At 70.8% G+C, this 19,358-nt stretch carries 23 protein-coding genes, 2 tRNA genes and 1 other RNA gene; 16 read left to right on the top strand and 10 right to left on the bottom strand.

Annotated elements, in window-relative coordinates; genetic code table 11:
* Nucleotides 1-15: 15 nt before the first annotated feature.
* Together SLW52_RS02735 and gloB are read right to left on the bottom strand one after the other, a co-directional pair.
* Nucleotides 16-1,227, bottom strand: a complete 1,212-nt coding sequence (locus tag SLW52_RS02735) for a transglycosylase SLT domain-containing protein (protein WP_320739486.1) — start codon at nt 1,225-1,227, stop codon at nt 16-18.
* Nucleotides 1,224-1,991, bottom strand: coding sequence for a hydroxyacylglutathione hydrolase (gene gloB / locus SLW52_RS02740; protein ID WP_043092954.1), 768 nt, complete (start codon nt 1,989-1,991; stop codon nt 1,224-1,226). The genes SLW52_RS02735 and gloB overlap by 4 nt, the downstream gene beginning before the upstream one ends.
* Nucleotides 1,992-2,003: 12 nt before the next feature.
* Here gloB and SLW52_RS02745 point away from each other — a divergent pair, with 12 nt between their 5' ends.
* From SLW52_RS02745 to dnaQ, 3 genes are read left to right on the top strand one after another with little or no spacing between them, the layout of a single operon-like run.
* Nucleotides 2,004-2,663 carry a hypothetical protein gene (locus SLW52_RS02745; protein WP_026143283.1) on the top strand — a complete coding sequence of 220 codons (660 nt, stop codon included), beginning with the start codon at nt 2,004-2,006 and terminating at the stop codon, nt 2,661-2,663.
* Nucleotides 2,664-2,675: 12 nt separating this feature from the next.
* On the top strand, nt 2,676-3,134 hold the full coding sequence (gene rnhA, locus SLW52_RS02750) for a ribonuclease HI (RefSeq protein ID WP_017907823.1): 459 nt from the start codon (nt 2,676-2,678) through the stop codon (nt 3,132-3,134).
* Nucleotides 3,135-3,163: 29 nt separating this feature from the next.
* Entirely contained in the window at nt 3,164-3,901 is a 738-nt protein-coding gene (dnaQ, locus tag SLW52_RS02755) for a DNA polymerase III subunit epsilon (protein WP_267093612.1), read from the top strand.
* 191 nt (nt 3,902-4,092) lie between these two features.
* On the opposite strand, the gene SLW52_RS02760 is transcribed toward dnaQ, so the two are convergent.
* Entirely contained in the window at nt 4,093-4,797 is a 705-nt protein-coding gene (locus SLW52_RS02760; RefSeq protein ID WP_017907821.1) for a protein phosphatase 2C domain-containing protein, read from the bottom strand.
* 209 nt (nt 4,798-5,006) lie between these two features.
* On the opposite strand from SLW52_RS02760, the gene SLW52_RS02765 reads away from it, so the two are divergent.
* Nucleotides 5,007-5,097, top strand: a tRNA-Ser gene (locus tag SLW52_RS02765).
* A 282-nt stretch (nt 5,098-5,379) separates the two neighbouring features.
* Nucleotides 5,380-5,784 (top strand): DUF6165 family protein, encoded by a 405-nt coding sequence (locus tag SLW52_RS02770; RefSeq protein WP_017907820.1) that lies wholly within the window; start codon nt 5,380-5,382, stop codon nt 5,782-5,784.
* 47 nt (nt 5,785-5,831) lie between these two features.
* Here the strand turns inward: SLW52_RS02770 and SLW52_RS02775 are convergent, their stop codons facing one another.
* Both SLW52_RS02775 and SLW52_RS02780 read right to left on the bottom strand, forming a co-directional pair.
* Nucleotides 5,832-6,086, bottom strand: a complete 255-nt coding sequence (locus SLW52_RS02775) for a DUF2798 domain-containing protein (RefSeq protein ID WP_043092951.1) — start codon at nt 6,084-6,086, stop codon at nt 5,832-5,834.
* A gap of 199 nt (nt 6,087-6,285) precedes the next feature.
* The gene (locus tag SLW52_RS02780) at nt 6,286-7,335 is read right to left on the bottom strand and encodes a glycosyltransferase family 9 protein (protein ID WP_295914876.1); all 1,050 of its coding nucleotides are present in this window, start codon (nt 7,333-7,335) and stop codon (nt 6,286-6,288) included.
* 20 nt (nt 7,336-7,355) lie between these two features.
* On the opposite strand from SLW52_RS02780, the gene SLW52_RS02785 reads away from it, so the two are divergent.
* Genes SLW52_RS02785 through SLW52_RS02815 form a run of 7 tightly spaced genes read left to right on the top strand, consistent with a single transcriptional unit; the run spans nt 7,356 to nt 11,514 of the window.
* Nucleotides 7,356-8,105, top strand: coding sequence for a 3-deoxy-D-manno-octulosonic acid kinase (locus SLW52_RS02785; RefSeq protein WP_267084674.1), 750 nt, complete (start codon nt 7,356-7,358; stop codon nt 8,103-8,105).
* Nucleotides 8,105-8,863: an MBL fold metallo-hydrolase gene (locus SLW52_RS02790; RefSeq protein ID WP_320739482.1), complete on the top strand. Its 759-nt coding sequence runs from the start codon at nt 8,105-8,107 to the stop codon at nt 8,861-8,863. Before SLW52_RS02785 ends, SLW52_RS02790 begins: the two co-directional genes overlap by 1 nt.
* The gene (gene moaA / locus SLW52_RS02795) at nt 8,860-9,894 is read left to right on the top strand and encodes a GTP 3',8-cyclase MoaA (protein ID WP_320739480.1); all 1,035 of its coding nucleotides are present in this window, start codon (nt 8,860-8,862) and stop codon (nt 9,892-9,894) included. The genes SLW52_RS02790 and moaA overlap by 4 nt, the downstream gene beginning before the upstream one ends.
* A gap of 3 nt (nt 9,895-9,897) precedes the next feature.
* On the top strand, nt 9,898-10,272 hold the full coding sequence (locus SLW52_RS02800) for a nuclear transport factor 2 family protein (RefSeq protein ID WP_320739479.1): 375 nt from the start codon (nt 9,898-9,900) through the stop codon (nt 10,270-10,272).
* Nucleotides 10,273-10,303: 31 nt separating this feature from the next.
* Nucleotides 10,304-10,822 carry a cyclic pyranopterin monophosphate synthase MoaC gene (gene moaC / locus SLW52_RS02805; protein WP_320739478.1) on the top strand — a complete coding sequence of 173 codons (519 nt, stop codon included), beginning with the start codon at nt 10,304-10,306 and terminating at the stop codon, nt 10,820-10,822.
* Nucleotides 10,819-11,064 (top strand): MoaD/ThiS family protein, encoded by a 246-nt coding sequence (locus SLW52_RS02810; RefSeq protein WP_017908887.1) that lies wholly within the window; start codon nt 10,819-10,821, stop codon nt 11,062-11,064. Before moaC ends, SLW52_RS02810 begins: the two co-directional genes overlap by 4 nt.
* A gap of 3 nt (nt 11,065-11,067) precedes the next feature.
* Entirely contained in the window at nt 11,068-11,514 is a 447-nt protein-coding gene (locus tag SLW52_RS02815) for a molybdenum cofactor biosynthesis protein MoaE (protein WP_152237587.1), read from the top strand.
* Nucleotides 11,515-11,724: 210 nt separating this feature from the next.
* Here SLW52_RS02815 and ffs read toward each other — a convergent pair.
* Nucleotides 11,725-11,821: signal recognition particle sRNA small type (gene ffs / locus SLW52_RS02820), an RNA gene on the bottom strand.
* 260 nt (nt 11,822-12,081) lie between these two features.
* Nucleotides 12,082-12,174, bottom strand: a tRNA-Ser gene (locus tag SLW52_RS02825).
* A gap of 237 nt (nt 12,175-12,411) precedes the next feature.
* Here SLW52_RS02825 and dnaX point away from each other — a divergent pair.
* From dnaX to SLW52_RS02845, 4 genes are all read left to right on the top strand, one after another.
* On the top strand, nt 12,412-14,286 hold the full coding sequence (gene dnaX / locus SLW52_RS02830) for a DNA polymerase III subunit gamma/tau (RefSeq protein WP_320739476.1): 1,875 nt from the start codon (nt 12,412-12,414) through the stop codon (nt 14,284-14,286).
* Nucleotides 14,287-14,292: 6 nt separating this feature from the next.
* A complete protein-coding gene (locus tag SLW52_RS02835) occupies nt 14,293-14,613 on the top strand; it encodes a YbaB/EbfC family nucleoid-associated protein (RefSeq protein WP_017909282.1) in 321 nt (106 codons plus the stop codon).
* A 212-nt stretch (nt 14,614-14,825) separates the two neighbouring features.
* The gene (recR, locus tag SLW52_RS02840; RefSeq protein WP_017909283.1) at nt 14,826-15,440 is read left to right on the top strand and encodes a recombination mediator RecR; all 615 of its coding nucleotides are present in this window, start codon (nt 14,826-14,828) and stop codon (nt 15,438-15,440) included.
* Between the two features lie 75 nt (nt 15,441-15,515).
* On the top strand, nt 15,516-15,863 hold the full coding sequence (locus SLW52_RS02845) for a histidine triad nucleotide-binding protein (protein WP_010342491.1): 348 nt from the start codon (nt 15,516-15,518) through the stop codon (nt 15,861-15,863).
* An 81-nt stretch (nt 15,864-15,944) separates the two neighbouring features.
* Here the strand turns inward: SLW52_RS02845 and SLW52_RS02850 are convergent, their stop codons facing one another.
* The 3 genes from SLW52_RS02850 to SLW52_RS02860 are packed head-to-tail and all read right to left on the bottom strand — an operon-like array spanning nt 15,945 to nt 19,358.
* Nucleotides 15,945-16,463 (bottom strand): Slp family lipoprotein, encoded by a 519-nt coding sequence (locus SLW52_RS02850; protein WP_017914772.1) that lies wholly within the window; start codon nt 16,461-16,463, stop codon nt 15,945-15,947.
* Complete coding sequence (locus SLW52_RS02855) at nt 16,460-18,409, bottom strand: DUF3488 and transglutaminase-like domain-containing protein (RefSeq protein ID WP_320739475.1); 1,950 nt, start codon at nt 18,407-18,409, stop codon at nt 16,460-16,462. The genes SLW52_RS02850 and SLW52_RS02855 overlap by 4 nt, the downstream gene beginning before the upstream one ends.
* Nucleotides 18,402-19,358, bottom strand: a complete 957-nt coding sequence (locus SLW52_RS02860; RefSeq protein WP_284467694.1) for a DUF58 domain-containing protein — start codon at nt 19,356-19,358, stop codon at nt 18,402-18,404. The genes SLW52_RS02855 and SLW52_RS02860 overlap by 8 nt, the downstream gene beginning before the upstream one ends.

Genomic DNA, 19,358 nt, shown 5'->3' on the forward strand with positions numbered 1-19,358 from the left:
GCAGCGGGAGTGCGATCAGTCCTCGTAGCTCAGCACCATGCCGGGACGCAGCACGCTGCGCGCGGACAGGCCGTTCTTCATCAGCAGCGCCTGCACGGTGATGCCGTAGCGCTTGGCGATGTTCCAGGCGGTGTCGCCGTCGCGCACGGTGTGCGTGTGGCGGGAGCGTGCGCCGGCGCGCTTGGCACGGTTTGGCGCGGGAGCGTCGTCGGCGCTGGCCACGGTGGCGACGACCGGGGTGTCGTCCTGCGCCGGCGGCGCGGTGTCCTGGGCCAGCACGGGGCCGCCCAGACTGCGCGGCGCCAGCACCGGCAGCGCGCGCTTGGTGCTGCGGCCACTGCCCAGGGCCGGGTTCAGCCGGGCGAGCTGATTGCCCTGCAGCGCCTGGCGCCGCGCCCATTCGTCCAGTGCCATGCCGGCGGGCAGGGTCCGCGCCTGCAGGATCGGCACGTCGCGGTCCAGCGAGGCCATCCATTCGTCGCGGGTCTGCGCCTGTTCCAGCACGCAGGCCAAAGCATGCAGTTTCTCGACGTAGGCGTAGGTGACCGAGGACAGCCCGGGCAGCTTGTCCGGCTGCGCGTTCTGCGCGTTCATGCCGGCGCGGCGCATCGACTGCAGCACGCGGTATTCGCCGGCGTTGTAGGCCATGATCGCCAGGCGCCAGTCGCCGCCGAACATGCCGTGCAGGGTCTTCAGATAGCGCACTGCGGCGCGGGTGGAGTCCACCGCGGACAGACGGCCGTCGTAGCCGTTCTCCAGCGGGACATCGTGGTTGCGCGCGGTACCGGGGATGAACTGCCACAGGCCGGCGGGGCCGCTGCTGTTGCGCGCGGCCGGGCGGTAGCCGCTCTCCACGAACGGGATCAGCGCGAATTCGGTCGGCAGGTTGGCCGCACGCAGTTCGTCGACCACGTAGCCGAACAGCGGCAGCACGTCCTCGTCCTCGTCGGCCAGCCGCGACGGCGCGCGCGAGAACTGCTGCTGCCAGCGCGCATCGGTGGCGCCGGCGTCGCAGCGCGCATCGGCCAGGCCGTCGCGGAAGCGGGCGAGGATGTCGTGCCCGTTACGGGTGGTCGGCGGCGGCAGTGCCGCCGCGTCCGTCGGCAGGCCGTTCAGGCCCGCCACGGTCTGTTCGAGTGCCGCTGCAAGCGGAGTCGCGGCCGCCGCGGGGGGCGCCGCCGACGCTATCGCCAGCGTCAGCGCCGCCGTCAACGCCAGCGCCCTCATGCGCGGAAATCGTCTTTCCAGCGCCTCAATTCGGCGAAGACTTCCACTTCGTCGGACACCCCCCGGCCGAGCCGGGCGCCGATCGCCTGCTGGATCGCCGCCGAAGCGGTGCGCAGGAACGGATTGGTCGCCAGTTCGCTGGCGAGCGTGACGGGAACGGTGGGGCGGGCAGCGTGACGCATGGCCTGGGCTTCCTGATGGCGCTGCCGCAGGGCAGCGTTGGTGGGATCGACCGTGACGGCGAATGCCGCATTGGCCAAGGTGTATTCGTGTCCGCAGCAGACCAGCGTCTGCCCCGGGAGGGCGGACAGGCGCTGCAGCGAACCCAACATCTGGGAGGGCGTACCTTCGAACATGCGCCCACAGCCCAGGCTGAACAGCGTATCGCCGCTGAACAGATGGCCCTGGCCGACGTAGGCCAGGTGCGAGCGGGTATGGCCGGGGACGGCCAGGGTATCGAACTGCCAGTCCAGCACCTTCACGACCTCGCCATCTCCGACCCGCTCGCACGAAAATCCGGCAATGCGGGGGTCGTCCGGCGCGTACACCGGCAGATCCGGCCAGCGTTCGCGCAAGGCGGCGACGCCACCGATATGGTCGTCGTGGTGATGGGTGAGCAGGATGGCGGCGGGTTGCAGCCCTTGGGCCGCGGCCTCCAGCACCGGCTCGGCCTGGCCTGGATCGACCAGCAACGCACGCCCGTCGTCCGTGGCGATCGCCCAGATGTAGTTATCCTGGAATGCGGGCAGGGCGATCAGTCGCATAGAATTGGCACCATGCCTGCCGTGTCGCTCCCTCGTCAAGCCAACGTCTCATCCTGGTTTGATACTGCCGGGGCGCAGGCGTTGCTGCAGGCCGAGCAGCCGCTGATCCTCGACGCCTTGCTCAAGCGCCCCGCGCAACCCTGGCTGTGGCTGGCCCCGGTGCCGCTACCACCCCCCGCGCGCGAGCTGCCGGGGCGGGGCGTGCGCCTGCACCGCAGCGCCTGCGGCTACGCCGGCGACCTGGTGTGCACGCTGCCACTGCCGCTGCCGTCGGAAAGCGTCAACGCCATCGTCCTGCAGCACGTGCTCGCCGCCGACGCGGCGGCGCTGCTGGAGGAATGCGAGCGCATCCTGATGCCGGGCGGCCGCGTGTGGCTGTTCGCGCTCAATGCGGTGAGCCCGTACCGGCTGCGCTGGCGCCGCCAGGGCCTGGTGGCGCGTCCGCCAGGTAGCTGGCGCGGCCTGCTCGAACAGGTCGGCCTGCCGTGCGTGGAGCAACTGCGCTATCTCGGGCCGGTGTGGCCGACCCGCGGTGGCGTCGGCCCGGCCACCTCCACCGCGCCGCTGCGCGCGGTCTGCCTGCTGCAGGCGGAAAAACGCACCGCCGCCGGCATCGGCCCCATTCCGCTGCGCGCGCCGGTCCGCTGGCGCGGCTCGGTCGCTTCCATCTGAACACGGAGTTTCATGAAGACTGTCGACATCCATACCGATGGCGCCTGCCTCGGCAATCCCGGCCCCGGCGGCTGGGCCGCGCTGCTGCGCTACAAGGGACTGGAGCGCGAGGTGGCCGGCGCCGAGGCGCACACCACCAACAACCGCATGGAGCTGATGGCCGCGATCATGGCCCTGGAGACGCTCAACGAGCCGTGCCAGATCGTGTTGCACACCGACTCGCAGTACGTGCGCCAGGGCATCACCGAATGGATGCCGGGCTGGGTGCGCCGGCAGTGGAAGACCGCCGGCGGCGATCCGGTCAAGAACCGCGATCTGTGGGAGCGGCTGCATGCGGCCGCGCAGCGGCATACGATCGACTGGCGCTGGGTCAAGGGCCACAACGGTGATCCGGACAACGAGCGGGTCGACCAGCTGGCGCGCAACCAGGCCCTGCACGTGCGCGCCGGCGGCGCCGCCGTCGCGACCTGATCTTGTCTTCCTTTTCCGCTGCGAGTCCCATGCGTCAGATCATCCTCGATACCGAAACCACCGGCCTGGAATGGAAGAAGGGCAACCGTGTCGTCGAAATCGGCGCGGTGGAACTGCTCGAACGCCGCCCCAGCGGGCGCAACTTCCATCGCTACCTGCGCCCGGACTGCGATTTCGAACCCGGCGCGCAGGAAGTCACCGGCCTGACCCTGGATTTCCTTGCCGACAAGCCGGAATTCCACGAGGTGGTCGACGAATTCCTGGAGTTCATCGACGGCGCCGAGCTGATCATCCACAACGCCTCGTTCGACCTGGGCTTTCTGGATTACGAACTGTCGCGGCTGGGCGAGTCCTACGGCCGCATCCTCGATCGCGCCACGGTGATCGACACCCTGCTGCTGGCGCGCGAGCGCTTTCCGGGTCAGCGCAATTCGCTGGACGCGCTGTGCAAGCGGCTGGGCGTGGACAACTCGCACCGGCAACTGCACGGCGCGCTGCTCGATGCGCAGATCCTCAGCGACGTGTACATCGCGCTGACCTCCGGTCAGGAGGAGATCGGTTTCGCCCTGGCCGAGGACGGCGCCGCGCATGCGGCGGCGCAGGGGCCGGCATTCGACATGACCATGCTGTTGCCGCGGCCGCGGGTGGTGCCGACGGCCTCGGAACTGGAAGCGCACCAGGCGCGGCTGGAAAAGCTGCGCAAGAAGGCCGGCCGCGCGCTGTGGGACGACGCCGAACCGGTCGTGGTGGACGCGGTGGCCGGCTGAAGGGCACCTCGAATGACGATGGGACGTCTGTTGTAGAGTGGCGTCAGCCGCGACGGGGCGTTCCCGGTAAAGCCCTGTCGCAGCTGCAGCTGCTCCTGCAGGGCAGCCTGGCCGGGTTGAGCGTTAAAATGCAGTATCCAGCGGTGCCCTGACGTGGCTTGCGCGGCCGGAGCCGCCGCGCCGCACCGAATTCAGTGACAGCGCACCAGGATCGCGGTGATGTTGTCCGAGCCGCCTTCGTCGAGCGCGGCGGCGACCAGCATGTCCACGCATTCCTGCGCGCTGCAGTCGTCGTGGCCCAGCGCGTTGGCCAGGCCGGCATCGTCCACTTCCTCGGTGAGCCCGTCGCTGCACAGCAGCAGGCGCATGCCCGGGCGTAGCTCGCCGGTCATCGTCGCCACGTTCAGGTGCTGCGGATCGGTGACGCCCAGTGCCTGGGTGACCACGTTGCGGTGCGGATGGGCGCGGGCCTGCTCGGCGGTGAGCGCGCCCTGCGCGATCAGTTCCTGCACGTAGCTGTGGTCCTGGCTGAGCTGGGCCAGCTTGCCGTCGCGCCACAGGTAGGCGCGGCTGTCGCCGACCCAGGCCACCTCGAAGCGGTTGCCCTGGACCCGCGCGGCCACCACCGTGGTGCCCATCGGCAGGGTGTCGTTGCGGCGCTGCGAGGCGCGGATGATCTCCTCGTCGGCGATGCGGATGGCCTGCGCCAGGGCGGTGCCGCCGCGCACTTCGCGCACGATGGCCTCGCGCGCCAGGGCGCTGGCGACCTCGCCGCAGGCGTGGCCGCCCATGCCGTCGGCCACCAGCCACAACCCCAGTTCGTGGTCGCCGTAGTAGGTGTCCTCGTTGAGGTCGCGGCGCAGGCCGACGTGGGTGAGATGTCCGAATTCGATCATTGGGCGCCTGCGGCCGGCCGGTGTTTTCTGGGGTCGACGGGCATCATCGCGGTCGCGCGCGGATCAGGCAATCGCCGCGCGCGGCACGCAGCAGGCGGGGTTCATCGCCCCGCGGCGCCGGGGCGCTTGCGGGGGCTCGGCGCCTGGCCGCTTGTCCGCGCGCGGCGGGGACCGTATGATGCACGCCCCCGGTCCGCCGGGGACCACCCGGGAAGGTGGCAGAGTGGTTGAATGTACCTGACTCGAAATCAGGCAGGCGTTTATAGCGCCTCGGGGGTTCGAATCCCCCCCTTCCCGCCAGTTTCATCGCGCGCGCACCCTCCAGCGGTCGCAGAGTGCGATAGGTGCAGGAGTGGGGGGTGAGAAGCCCCGCGGGTTCGACCCATCGGCGACAGCCGATGCGCACGGCGCAGCCGCCCGCAGGGCGAGGTGCAGCATGCACCGAGTGCATCCCCCCTTCCTGCCAGTTTCGCATCAGGCCCCGTCAGGGGCCTTTTGCTTTTTGGCGCTCGCGACAGTGTGCCGACGCTGGCTTAAGGCGTCGCCGTTACACTCTTCCTTCTCCTGTTTTTGGTGTCTGCCATGTCCGAAATCCTGGTGCCCGTGTCCTTCGGCGAGTTGCTCGACAAGATCGCCATCCTGCAGATCAAGTCCGAGCGCATCGAAGATCCGGGCAAGCTGGCCAATGTGCGTGCCGAACTGTCGGCACTGGAAAAGACCTGGATGGCGCATCCGGCGGCCGGCGGCGACGTGGCGCGCCTGCGCGCGGAACTGAAGGCGGTCAACGAGCGCCTGTGGGTGATCGAGGACGAGATCCGGATCAAGGAGAAGGCGCAGGCCTTCGACGAGGAGTTCATCAAGCTGGCGCGCAGCGTGTACTACGAAAACGACGAACGCGCGCGGCTCAAGAAGGAAATCAACCTGGCACTGGGCTCCAGCTACGTGGAAGAGAAGTCCTACCAGGACTACCGCAACGCCTCGGCGTGAGGGCAGAGTTCCGGGAGGCGTTGCCGTCTCCCGGAACGCGCCGCACCTCAGTTGCGTGCGACCACCAGTCCGGTCAGGCGCCGCACCAGCGGCAGCACCAGCAGCAGGGTGGGGAAGGCCACCAGCCAGGACAGCGCCCAGGCGCCGAGCCAGAGCGTGCCGACGCCGGGCGCCAGCCCGACGCTGCGCAGGGTGCTGATCATCGAGACGATGCAGGTCATCAGCACCGACAGCAGCAGCGGGGTCACCCAGGCGGCATGGCGCGGGGACAGCTTGCGGGAGAACAGCGGGGAACGTGACATTGCGGACTCTCCGTAAGCCGGTCGATCGAAGGCGCCACCCGCCAACGGCCTGCCAGGCCCCGACGGGAAACAGCCCCGGACGGATCCGGCGCAGTTGGCGCGTTGATTGACGTAAACGCTTACGGCGGCTCCTGCAGGCCGGGTCGGCGGCAGGACGCGCGGCGATGGTAGAGCGGCGCCACGGGCGCCGCAACCGGGCTCAGTGGCCGTGGTCGGCGCGATAGCGCTCGAATGCGGCGATCGCATCGTCCACCGCGATGAGCTTCATCACGCCGTCGAATTCGATCTTGCTGCCCCACTTCAACTGCGCGGCCGGCTTGCCCAGGTACTTGCGCGCGGCGGCGTCGTACTTGTCCACGCAGTAGCGGATGTCCGAATACGGGCCGCTGCGGCGCGGGTTGCTGGCCGCGTGCAGGCCCAGCACCTTGGTGCCCATGGCGTTGGCGATGTGCATGGGGCCGGAGTCGGGTGTCATCACCAATGCGGCGCGCTGCAGCAGCGCCGGCAGTTGCTTGAGCGTGTCGCGGCCGACCAGGTCGAGCACCGGCGTGCGCGCCGCTGCGACGATGGCGTCGGCGGTGCTGCGCTCCAGGTCGCTGCGGCCGCCGCACAGCACCACCCGCCAGCCCTGCGCGGCGGCATGGTCGGCCACCGCGGCGTAGCGCTCGGCATACCAGTTGCGACGCTGATGGCTGGAGCAAGGTGAGATCAGCAGCGCCGGACGGCCGTCCTCGGGCCATTGCGCACGCGCCCAGGCATGGGCGTCCTCGGGCACTGGCAGGTCCCAACGCACCTCGGTCTGGCGCAGCCCCAGCGGCTCGCAGAAGCTGCCGATCGCCTCCAGCACGTGGATGCCGGGGCGGTCGGGGATGCGTTCGTTGACGAACAGGCCGTGCAGGTCCTTGGAGCGGCTGCGGTCGTAGCCGATGCGGCGGCGCGCCGGCACGAACGCCGACAGCACGTTGGCGCGCAACGCCACCTGCATCTGCAGCAGCGCGTCGAAGCCTTGCGCCGGCAGGGCGCGGCGCAAGGCGCGCATGCCGGCCAGGCCGCTGCGCTTGTCGTACGGGTGGAACACCACGCCCGGCAGGCCGTCGAGCAGCTTGTGCCCGGCCTTGTCGATGATCCAGTGCAACGCCGGCGCCTGCGGCCAGGCGCGTTGCAGGGTCCGTACCAGCGGCACCACGTGGGTCACGTCCCCCAGCGCCGACAGGCGCAACAGGCACAGCGAAGGGAGCGTTGCCGGCATGGTGTTGTTAGACTCGCTGGATGGTTGCATTCGACGCCACCGAAGCACTGACGCCGTACCGCGAGGGCCGCGGCTACGGGGCCATTCTGTTCGACCGCGAACGGCTGCGGCAAGCCGAGCCGGCGCTGTTTTCCGCCGCCGCCTGGGGCGAACGCGCCCGCCCGGTGGATGCCGGCGGCCGCGGCGGCGCCTGGTTCGTCGATGCCCCGTTCGGCAGCTGCGTGCTGCGCCAGTACCGCCGCGGCGGGCTGGTCGCCAAGCTGGTCCGCGACCGCTACCTGTGGACCGGCGCCGACCGCACCCGCAGTTTCGCCGAATTCCGGCTGATGCGCGCGCTGATCGCGCGCCAGCTGCCGGTGCCGCGGCCGCTGGCGGCCTGTTATCTGCGCCAGGGGCTGCGTTACCGCGCGGCGATCCTGATGGAGCGGCTGGAGGGCGTGCGCTCGCTGGCCGAGCGCGCACATCTGGCCGGCCGCGGCGCGCCGTGGGAGGAGGCGGGGCGGCTGATCGCGCGCTTCCATCGCGCCGGCCTCGACCACGCCGACCTCAATGCGCAGAACATCCTGTTCGACGGCAACGGCCGCGGCTGGCTGATCGACTTCGACCGCGGCGTGCTGCGCATTCCCGCCACCCGCTGGCGCGAGCGCAACCTCAAGCGGCTGCGCCGTTCGCTGCTGAAGCTGCGCGGCGAGCGCAGCGTCGATGCCGTGGAGAAGGACTACGCGCGCCTGCGCCGCGCCTACGACCTGGCCTGGGAGCGCGGCTGCTGATGACGGACTGGGCGCTGCGCTTCCAGGGCGTGGGCAATGCCTCGGCGGTGGCGCTGGGCTCGCCGATGGCCACCATCGAGCGCGACGGCCGGCCGTGGCTGAACATCGACTGTGGCGGCGAGGGCCTGACCGCCTATCAGGCGCACTACGGCGAGATGCCGCATGCGCTGTTCGTCACCCATGTGCATCTGGACCACGTCGCCGGCTTCGAGCGGCTGTTCGTGGACAGCTATTTCTCCGCGCGCCGAGGCAAGGTGCGCCTGTACGTGCCGGCCACGGTGGTGCCGCTGCTGCACCGCCGCGTGGCCGACTACCCGAACGTGCTGGCCGAGGGCGGCGCCAACTTCTGGGATGCGTTCCAGCTGATCGCGGTGGGCGATGCGTTCTGGCACGAGGGCGTGCGCCTGGAGGTGTTCCCGGTGCGCCACCACTGGCCGGAGACCGCCTACGGCCTGCGCCTGCAGGGCGCGCTGGTGTGGAGCGGGGACACCCGGCCGATCCCGGAAATGCTGAACCGGTATGCCGACGACGGCGAACTGGTGGCGCACGACTGCGGTCTTCACGGCAACCCGTCGCATACTGGCGTGGACGACCTGGAGCGGGAGTACCCCGCAGAGCTGCTGCAACGAACCATGCTCTACCACTACGCCAGCGACGACGATGCCGAGGCCCTGCGCGCGCGTGGCCACCGCGTGGCGCGGCCGGGCGAGCGCGTGGCGCTGACGGCGCCGCGCGCGCCGCAGGTGCCGGCGGGATGAACGCGCTGCCGCGCCCGCCGCTCGCGTCGGCGACGCCGGCGGACCGGCGCGGGCGGCCGTTGCGCGACCTGCGCCTGTCGGTGATCGAGGCCTGCAATTTCCGCTGCGGCTACTGCATGCCGGCCGACAAGGTGCCGGATGATTACGGCTTCGACGCCGCATCGCGGCTGTCGTTCGCGCAATTGGAGACGGTGGCCCGCGCCTTCGTCCGCAACGGCGTCAACAAGCTGCGCCTGACCGGCGGCGAACCGCTGCTGCGCCGCGATCTGCCCGAGCTGGTGCGGCGGCTGGCGCGCATCCCCGGCGTGGACGATCTGGCCATGACCACCAATGGCGCGCTGCTGGCGCGGCATGCGCAGGCCTTGCGCGAGGCCGGCCTGCGCCGGGTCACGGTCAGCCTGGATGCGATCGAGCCGGCGGTGTTCCGGAAGTTGTCCGGCGACCGTGGCGAGATCGCGCAGGTGCTGGAGGGCATCGACGCGGCGGTCGCGGCCGGGCTGGGGCCGGTCAAGCTCAACTGCGTGGTCCAGCGCGGCATCAACGACGACCAGGTGCTGCCGTTGCTGGCGCATTTCCGCGGCAGCGGCCATGTGCTGCGCTTCATCGAATACATGGACGTCGGCACCTGCAACGCCTGGCGTCGCGAGCGGGTGGTGCCGGCCGCCGAGTTGCGCGACCGCATCGCCGCGTGCTGGCCCCTTCAGGCGCTGGCGCCGCATTATTCCGGCGAGGTCGCCGCGCGCTATGCGTTCGCCGATGGCGGCGGCGAGATCGGCTTCGTGACCTCGGTCAGTGCGCCGTTCTGCGGCGATTGCCACCGCGCCCGGGTCTCGGCCGACGGCCATCTCTACACCTGCCTGTTCGCGGGCGAGGGCACCGATTTGCGGCCGGCGCTGGCGGGGGGCGAGGAGGCGCTGGCCGAACGCGTGCGTGCGCTGTGGGAGCGTCGCGACGATCGCTACAGCGAACTGCGCGGCGCGGCGACCGCCACGCGCGGCAAGCACGTCGAAATGTTCCTGATCGGCGGTTGAGCGATGGACGCCGCCGTGCAACGCGCGCTGGTCGCGCTGGAACTGGAATTGCTGGAGCCGGCGGTGCGTGCCTCGGCGGCGCGCGTGGCCGAACTGCTCGACGACGCCTTCGTCGAGTTCGGCGCCTCCGGTCGCCGCTTCGACAAGCCGGCAGTGCTGCAGGCGTTGGCGGCGGAGTCGGGCGCATTTCGCTACTGTGCATTCGACATCGATGTGCAGCTGCTGGAACCGGAGTTGGCGCACCTGCGTTATCGCAGCGAGCGCAGCGGCGGTGGCGAGCCGCCGCGGCAGGCGCTGCGCAGTTCGCTTTGGCGGTATCGCGACGGCCAATGGCGCATGCTGTTCCACCAAGGCACGCCGATCCCCGGCGGCGCTTGAAGATCGCGCCGTGGGAGCGGCAGCGCAGTCCATGACCAAGAAGACCTCCGCCACGTCCGCGCGCGCCGCCGCGCCGGGGCTGACCCATCTGGACCCGCAGGGATTGCCGACCATGGTCGACGTCTCCGCCAAGGCCGCCACCGCGCGTGTGGCGGTGGCCGAGGCGCAGGTGCGCTTCCCCGCCCGCGTGGCCGCGCAGTTGCGCGCCGACGCGTTGCGCAGCGCCAAGGGCGGCATCGTCGACACCGCGGTGATCGCCGGCACGATGGCGGTCAAGCGCACCCACGAACTGATTCCGTTCTGCCATCCGTTGCCGATCGACGGCTGCCGCTTCGCCATCGACTGGCGCTCGCCGCAGGTGCTGGGCATCGAATGCACGGTGCGCACCGTGCACCGCACCGGCGTGGAGATGGAGGCGCTGACCGGCGCCAGCGTCGCCGCGCTGACCGTCTACGACATGTGCAAGGCGCTGACCCACGCGATGACCATCGGCCCGGTGCGGCTGGTCGGCAAGCGTGGCGGCAAGCGCGACGTCGGGAGCGTGGCATGAGCGTCCAGGTGAGCGTGCTGTACTTCGCCAGCCTGCGCGAGGCCGCGGGCCTGGAACGCGAACAGGTGCATACCGATGCGCCGAACCTGCGCGCGCTGTATGCCGAACTCGATGCCCGCCATGGCCTGCGCTGGCCGCTGGATCGCTTGCGGGTGGCGGTGGACAGCGCCTTCGTCGGCTGGGACGAGGCGGTGCGCGACGGCAGCGAAGTGGTGTTCATTCCGCCGGTTTCGGGAGGCTGAGCCATGTCCACCGAACCGCGTTTCCGGCTGGCCGACCACCCGCTCGACATCGCCACGCTGCGCGCCCCGCTGGCGCACGCCCAGGCCGGCGCCTATGCCAGCTTCGAAGGCTGGGTGCGCGACCACAACGACGGCCGCGCGGTCGACGGCCTGCACTACGAGGCCTACGCCGCACTGGCCGAGGCCGAAGGCCAACGCATCGTCGACGAGGCCCTGGCCCGTTTCGCCATTCTCGACCTGCGTTGCGTGCACCGCGTCGGCGAACTGGCGATCGGCGACCTGGCGGTGTGGGTGGGCGTTGTCGCTGCGCACCGCGGCGCCGCGTTCGACGCCTGCCGCTACGTCATCGACGAGGTCAAGGCACGCGTTCCGATCTGGAAGCGCGAACGCTACCGCGAGGGCGATGCGGGGTGGCTGCATCCGGAGGCGCAGGCGCCGCAACGCGAATAGCAGCGCGCGCGATCAGGTGTCGATCGTGTCTTCGTAGAGGAGGGGGGTAACCCCGCCGGCTGACCGCGCCAGGCATAGTCTGCCGCCGCAAGGCTCTCTGTGCCGTCGCCACGGCCGGAACGAATGATAGGCCGGGATGGCGGTTGCTTTCTGCAGGCGCAGCCGCTGCTTGCGATCTAGGTTGATCGTTCGTCGTCGAGAAGGGTGGTAACCCCGCCGGCTGACCTCGGCGCCCGCGTCGATCGATACCGTTGCTGCCTTCCGGCCCTGGCGGGGTTTTCGACCTAGCGTCGCGAGGGGCCGACGGGGCCACCATAGAGACGAAACCGCGCCAGTGGCGCGGTCTTTCCTCATTTGAACACCGCCACCAGGGTGGGAGCATTCTGCGAGAGGAAACGCATTCGAATCTGGCGGAGAGAGGGGGATTCACTCGGCATCTTCGATGCCTCGCCCTGCGGGCGGCTTCGCCGTGCAGGTGGCTACGCCACCTGTCGAACCCGGGGGTTCTCACCCCCTCCCAGGCGCCGGCGAAACTCACGCGACTGGGCCATCTCAACACTTTCAATCTGGCGGAGAGAGGGGGATTCGAACCCCCGAAGCGCGGTTTAGACGCTTACACACTTTCCAGGCGTGCTCCTTCAACCACTCGGACACCTCTCCGGGTCTTGCGCGGGCCATGCGGTCCGGGCAAGGGCGGGAATTCTAGCCGTCATGGCCGCCGTTCACAAGGCGAATCGCCGCTGCCGCGCTGACCGGCGTCACCTTTGCCCCTGTTCATCGTCACAGGTGGCCCTGCGCCGGAGGCGGCGCGCGTCGGGACGGCAGATGACCGGGCGACTGAACGATCGCGGTGGCCCGGCGTGGCACAATGGCGGTTCAGATGAAGACGGTCGCCTGATGTCCTATCTCGTTCTCGCCCGCAAGTGGCGCCCCAAGCGTTTCGCCGAGTTGGTGGGGCAGGAGCATGTGGTCCGCGCGCTCACCAACGCGCTGGACAGCGGCCGGGTGCACCACGCATTCCTGTTCACCGGTACCCGCGGCGTCGGCAAGACCACGATCGCGCGCATCTTCGCCAAGTCGCTGAACTGCGAGCAGGGCACCAGCGCCGATCCCTGCGGCCAGTGCGCGGCCTGCCTGGACATCGATGCCGGCCGCTACATCGACCTGTTGGAGATCGACGCCGCGTCCAACACCGGCGTGGACGACGTGCGCGAAGTGATCGAGAACGCGCAGTACATGCCCTCGCGCGGCAAGTTCAAGGTCTACCTGATCGACGAAGTGCACATGCTCTCCAAGGCGGCGTTCAACGCGCTGCTGAAGACGCTGGAAGAGCCGCCGGAGCACGTGAAGTTCCTGCTCGCTACCACCGACCCGCAGAAGCTGCCGGTGACGGTGCTGTCGCGCTGCCTGCAGTTCAACCTCAAGCGCCTGGACGAGGAACAGATCCAGGGGCAGATGACCAAGATCCTGGCCGCCGAGCAGATCGAGGTGGATGCCTCGGCGATCGTGCAACTGGCCAAGGCCGCCGATGGCAGTCTGCGCGACGGCCTGTCGCTGCTCGACCAGGCCATCGCCTACGCCGGCGGCGCGCTGCGCGACGAGGTGGTGCGGGCGATGCTGGGCACGGTCGACCGTACCCAGGTCGGGGCGATGCTCGATGCGCTGGCCGATGCCGACGGGCAGCGGCTGCTGCAGGTGGTCGCCGGCCTGGCCGAGTTCTCGCCCGACTGGGGCGGAGTGCTGGAGGCGCTGGCCGAGGCCCTGCACCGCATCCAGGTGCGGCAACTGGTGCCGGGCGCGGCCACGCCAGCGCTGGACGGCCTGGACCCGGCGCCGCTGGCCGAGCGCCTGCGTCCGGAGATCGTGCAGCTGTGGTACCAGATGGCGCTGAACGGGCGTCGCGACCTGTACCTGGCGCCGAGCCCGCGCGCCGGCTTCGAGATGGCGCTGCTGCGCATGCTGGCGTTCCGTCCGATGGGCGCCGCGGCGCTGCCGGCCGGCACCGCGACCGGTGCGGCTGCACAAGGACACGGCAATGCATCGGCGGCGGCTGCCAGCGCGCCTGCCGCGGCGATGGCGGCACCGGCTGCGGTGGCTGCTGCTGCCGCGCCGGCCGCGCCCGTCGTCGCCGCACCGGCACCGATCCCGGCCGCGCCGGTGGCGGCTGCGCCCAGTCCGGCGGCGGCGCCGCTGGACCCGCCATGGGATCCGCCGGCACCGCCGGCGGCACGCCCAGCGCCGTCCGCGCCCGTCGCGACGCCGGCGCCAGCGGTCGTTCCGGCCGCGGCCACGGCTGCGGCCGCCGAACCGGAAATGGCGATGGTGCCGCCGCTGGCGCCGCCGCGCACCCACGCCGCCGTGTCCGATACGCCGCGCGCGCTGCACAGTGCCGAGGACTGGCTGGAACTGGTCGCCGATTGCGGCCTGAGCGGCCCCTCGCGGCAACTCGCCGCCAACGCCGCCTTCGTCAGTCATGCCGAGGGCGTGCTGCGGCTGTCGCTGTCGCCGGGCTTCGAGTACCTGCAGTCGGAACGCTCGCTGGGCGAACTGGCCGCGGCGTTGGCCGATGCGCTGGGCCAGCGGCCGAAGATCGTCATCGAAAGCGGCATCGCGGTCGATGCCGAAACCCTGCATGAGCGCTCGCACCGGCAACGCGGCGAGCGCCAGAACGCGGCCGAGACCGCGTTCATGAACGACCCGGCGGTGCAGGCGCTGATCCAGCAGCAAGGCGCGCGGGTCGTCCCCGATTCCATCCGTCCCTACGATGAGTGAACCACGATGCGCGGCAATATCGCCCAACTGATGCAACAGGCGCAGAAGATGCAGGAAAACCTGCAGCGCGCCCAGGAAGAACTGGCCAAGCTGGAAGTCACCGGCAGCGCCGGCGGCGGCATGGTCAACGTGACCCTGACCGGCGCCAAGGAGTGCCGCAAGGTGCGGATCGATCCGAGCATCCTGGCCGACCAGGAAATGGCCGAGGACCTGATCGCCGCTGCCTTCAACGACGCCTCCAACAAGATCGATGCCGAATCCAAGGCGCGCATGGGCGCGGCCACCGCCGGCATGCCGATCCCGCCGGGCATGAAGCTGCCGTTCTGAGTTGCCGGGATTCGGGATTGGGGATTCGCGGTTTTTCGCGAGTGCGCTGCCTCTCCTGCTTCGGTGAATTCCTCCGCGTAGGAGCGGCTTCAGCCGCGAGGGGCATTATCGGTAACGCCCCTCGCGGCTGAAGCCGCTCCTACGAAAACATCGCGTGACAGCGATGTTTCTTTTACGAATCCCCAATCCCCACTCCCGAATCCCCAACCACAATGAGCTCGCCGCTGCTCGAACAACTGATCGATGCGTTCCGCGTGTTGCCTGGCGTCGGCCAGAAGACCGCGCAGCGCATGGCGTATCACGTGCTCGAGCGCGAGCGCGAGGGCGGGCAGCGTCTGGCCGAGCGGTTGCACGAGGCGATCGAACGCATCGGTCATTGCGCGCAATGCCGCGATTTCAGCGAAACCGAGGTCTGTGCGATCTGCGCCAGTCCGGCCCGCGATCGCCAGCAGCTGTGCGCGGTGGAGTCGCCGGCCGACCGCCTGGCGATCGAGCACGCCACCGGCTACCGCGGCCTGTACTTCATCCTGCAGGGCCGGCTGTCGCCGCTGGACGGCATCGGCCCGCGCGAACTGGGCCTGGACCGGCTGGCCGCGCGGTTGGCGCAGGGCGAGGTGGCCGAACTGATCATCGCCACCAACTCCACGGTCGAAGGCGAGGCCACCGCGCATTACCTGGCGCAACTGGCGCGTCAGCATGGCGTGCGGCCGAGCCGGTTGGCGCAGGGCCTGCCGCTCGGCGGCGAGCTGGAGTACGTGGATCGCGGCACGCTGTCGCACGCCTTCGGCAGCCGCAGCGAAGTGCCGCGCACCGGCACCGGCGAATAACCGCCGCACGCGGCTGCGGTGCGACGCCGAATTGGGCTATAACGGCGGCCCCTTCTTTCGTTCCGGGCGCGCTCCATGGACACCATCTTCGGCAAGATCATCCGTCGCGAAATTCCGGCCAGCATCGTCTACGAGGACGACGCCGTGCTCGGCTTCAAGGACATCGCGCCGCAGGCGCCGGTGCATGTGCTCTTCATTCCCAAGCAGGTGGAGATTCCGACCCTGGACGACCTGGCGCCGGAGCAGGCGACCCTGGTCGGCCGGCTGGTGCTGGCCGCGGCCAGCTATGCGCGCGAGCAGGGCCTGGCCCAGGACGGCTACCGGGTGGTGATCAACTGCCGCGAGCACGCCGGGCAGACCGTGTTCCATCTGCACCTGCATCTGCTCGCCGGTGCGCCGCTCGGGCGCTTCGGCACGCCCTGAGCAGCGGCTGGCGCGAACGTGCAGGCATAAAAAAACGCCGCTGGATCAGCGGCGTTTTTCGTTGCGGCAGAAACGCAGGGCTTACCACCAGCCCCAGCGCGGACCCCACGGGCCCCACGGGCCGCCCCAGGGGCCGTACGGATAGGCGGGCACCACTTCGACCTGGCGCACCACCGGCCACAGGTACACCACGTCCGCGTCCATCTTCGGCAGGCGGTAGTCGTACTCGCCGATGCGGGTGTTGTCGTAGCCGGACACGTGGCCGATGAAGGTCACCTCGCGGCCGGGCTCGAACACCGCCGGATCGTAGAAGCCGGCGCGGCAGGCGATGAAGCGGCCATCGCTGGCGTCGGCGGCATCGCTGTCCGGGCGGCCGCTGGCATTGAGCGGACGCGACAGCATCTGGAAGCAGGTCTGGCCCTGGCCGGGCGTGGTCTTGATGATCTTGCCGCCCCAGCGCACCGGCGCGCCGGCCTGCTGGCCGGCGACCGAGTCGCGCGGGCTGACGGGCGCGAACTGGCCCTGCAGCGGCTTGGGGGCGGTGGCGCAGGCGCCGAGCGCCAGCGCAGCGATCACGGGGAACAGCAGGCGAATCTTCATCGGGATGCTCCAGTGGGCGGACGGTGCCTGCGCAGGTCGCGCAACAATGAAGCGCTGTCCGAATCAGCGCCAGCGTAGCGCGCATCGGCGAAACGCCGGCTGAGCGGAATCAGGCTCGCATCGCCGGTTTCCCGCTGTACGCGCGCCGCCCACGCCAGGGCCGGTTCGTGCGGGTCGCGGCCCAGCCCGCGCCGGGCGTAGCGCCGGCCCAGCGCCCGCCATGCCCGCAGCAGCGGATCGCGTTCGCGCTCGCCGCGCGCCAGCCACCAGGCCATCGCACCCAGCAGCACCGCGGCGAATCCGGCGAACAGCGCCACCAGTTGCCCGGGTTCCAGGCGGGCGATGCCGAACTGGCTGAGCAGGCGCTGCTGGCGGTTGGCGTCGAAGGACAGCACCAGGTCGTTCCAGCCGCGTCGTGCCCAGTCGGCGAGGTCGCGCCAGCGCCAGTCGGCGCCGCCGCCCTGCGCGCCGGCATCGCTGCCCAGACGGTCCTCCAGGGTGTCGTAGATGCGTTCCGGCGCCACCGCCGCGGTCGGGTCCACCCGCACCCAGCCGCGTTGCGGCAGCCACACCTCGGCCCAGGCGTGCGCGTCCATGCGCCGCACCACCCAGTAGTCGCCGAACGCATTGCGGGTGCCGCCGGCATAACCGGTGACCACACGTGCAGGAATGCCGGCGCCGCGCATCAGCACCACGAACGCCGAACTGAAGTGCTGGCAGAACCCGGCCTTCTGCTGGAACAGGAACTCGTCCACGCCGTCGCGGCCGGGCAGCGGCGTCTCCAGGGTGTAGGCGAAGTCGCGGCGGATCCATTGCAGGGCGCGGGCGACGATCGCCGCATCGTCGGCGCCGGCCTGCTGCCGCCACTGCCGGGCCAGCGCCAGGGTGCGCGGGTTGTAGCCGGGCGGCAACGCCAGCGCGCGCTGCCGTTGCGCCGGCGCGAGATCGGCCTCCACCCGTTGCGGCAGCGCCGACCGCAGCCGCCAGCGGGTCAGCGCGCTGAGCGGGCGCTCGGTCTGCAGCACGGCGTCGGCCGTCAGCCGGGTGCCGGGCGGTGCCTGCCGCGGCAGGTCCAGGGCGACCAGTTGCCGGCGGTCGGTCGGTTCCACCTCGAGCTGGTAGTCCCAGCCGCCGGGTGCGAGCTGGATCGTGGGTGCCGGCGCGAAGGCGTTCTCGCGCTGCGCATGCCAGGTGCGGCCGTCGAAATCCCACAGCACCGGGCCGCGCCAGTAGCGCTGCGCCGGCGCCGGCACCGGGCCGAAGAACTGCACACGCAATGCGGGGGTGTCGTCGGCCAGTAGGTCCAGCCACTGCCCCGGACTCATCGTGTCCGACAGGCCGGGCCGGCCCAGCGCACGTTCCGGCACGCCCCACAGCGGCGAACCCAGCCGCGGGAACAGCCAGAACGCGGCCAGCGCCAGCGGCAGGCCCAGCGCCAGCAGGCGGCCGACGCCGCGCAGTTGCCCGCGCAACGGACGACGCGCGCTGTGCCCTTCCTGGTCGGCCAAGCGCTGCATGCACAGCAACGCCGCGATCACCGCGGCCAGCCCCAGCGCCATCGTCACCGGCCCCTGGTCGAGCAGGAAGGCGGCGAACGGGGCGAACAGGGCGAAGCCGAGCAGGCTGCGCGCATCGCGCAGGCTCTTCAGTTCCGAGGGCTTGATCGCCAGCATCGCCGCCAGCAACGCGCAGCCGGTATCGCGGCCGAAGCGCAGGCCGACCTGCCAGTACAGCGCCGCGAGCATGACGGCGACCAGGATCAGGCGCAGCAGCGCCGGCAGCGGCCGCCATGCCGAACTGGCGCCGATCAGCAGGGCGGACAGCGCGATCAGCCAGGCCAGGGTGCCGGGCAACTGCAGCAGCAGCGGCAGCAAGGCCAGCAGCGCCGCGCCCAGCGCCCAGGCGCGGCTGGCGGCATGCAGCGTCGGCGAGCGCGGCTCAGCCATGCGGCAGCAGCGCCAGCGCGCGCAGGCACAGATGCCGGTGCTGCGGCCCGCGGCCCGGCCCCAGCGCCGGCTGCCCCGGTAGCAGCAGGCGGTAGCGACGGCCGTCGCGCTCGGCTTCCTCGACCCAGCGCGCCAGCCGTGCGATACGGCGTTCGTGCGGCAACGCCGGCAGCGTGCGCCAGTCCAGCACCACGTCCACGCCGATCGGGCGTTCGTACTCGCGCACCAGCAGGGTGTCGCGACGCGCCGAGTGCTTCCAGGCGATCGCCCGCGGCGCGTCGCCGGCCCGATACGGGCGCAGTTGATGCAGCTCCTCGCCGAGCGCGTGCAGGCGGGTCTGGGTTGGGGTGCCGGCGCCTGCAGGCAGCGGCGGGCCGTCGGCCTCCGGTTGCGGATAGACCAGCAGCGGGGCGTCCGGCCAGAACCAGGCCCAGGCGCGCAGCAGGCCCAGCGGCTGGGTGGTGGAGACCTGGATGCGCTGCAGGTCCAGCCAGCCGCGGCGTTCGGTGGGCACCTCCAGGTCGGCCTCGTTGCGATCGTCGCGGTGCAGGTCCAGGTAGGTGTGGGCGGCACCGTGGCGCACGCGCAGGCCGCGCCGTCGGCGGCCGTCGGCGGTGGCCAATGCCAGCCGCAGGCGCAGCGCCTGCCCGGCCGCCACCGGCTCGGCCGACAGCGCCTCCAGTCGCAGCCCGGACAACTGCAGATGGGCGACGATGGCGCTGGCCATTGCCGCCGCGCCGAGCAGCATCGCCAGCAGCAGCGCCGGGTTGTTGTTGTAGTTCAGCGCGCCGAGCAGCATCGCCGCCAGCAGCAGCGCCAGGAAGCCGCCGAACGGCGTGGGCAGGATGTAGATGCGGCGCCGGTCCAACTGTACTGGCAGGGCTTCCGGCGCGCGCGGCGCGGCCAACTGCGCCAGTCGCTGCCGCCAGTCGCGCCGCCCGCCCGGCAT

Origin of the sequence: Xanthomonas sp. LF02-5, from assembly GCF_034105325.1 — a bacterium.
GTDB lineage: Bacteria > Pseudomonadota > Gammaproteobacteria > Xanthomonadales > Xanthomonadaceae > Xanthomonas_A > Xanthomonas_A sontii.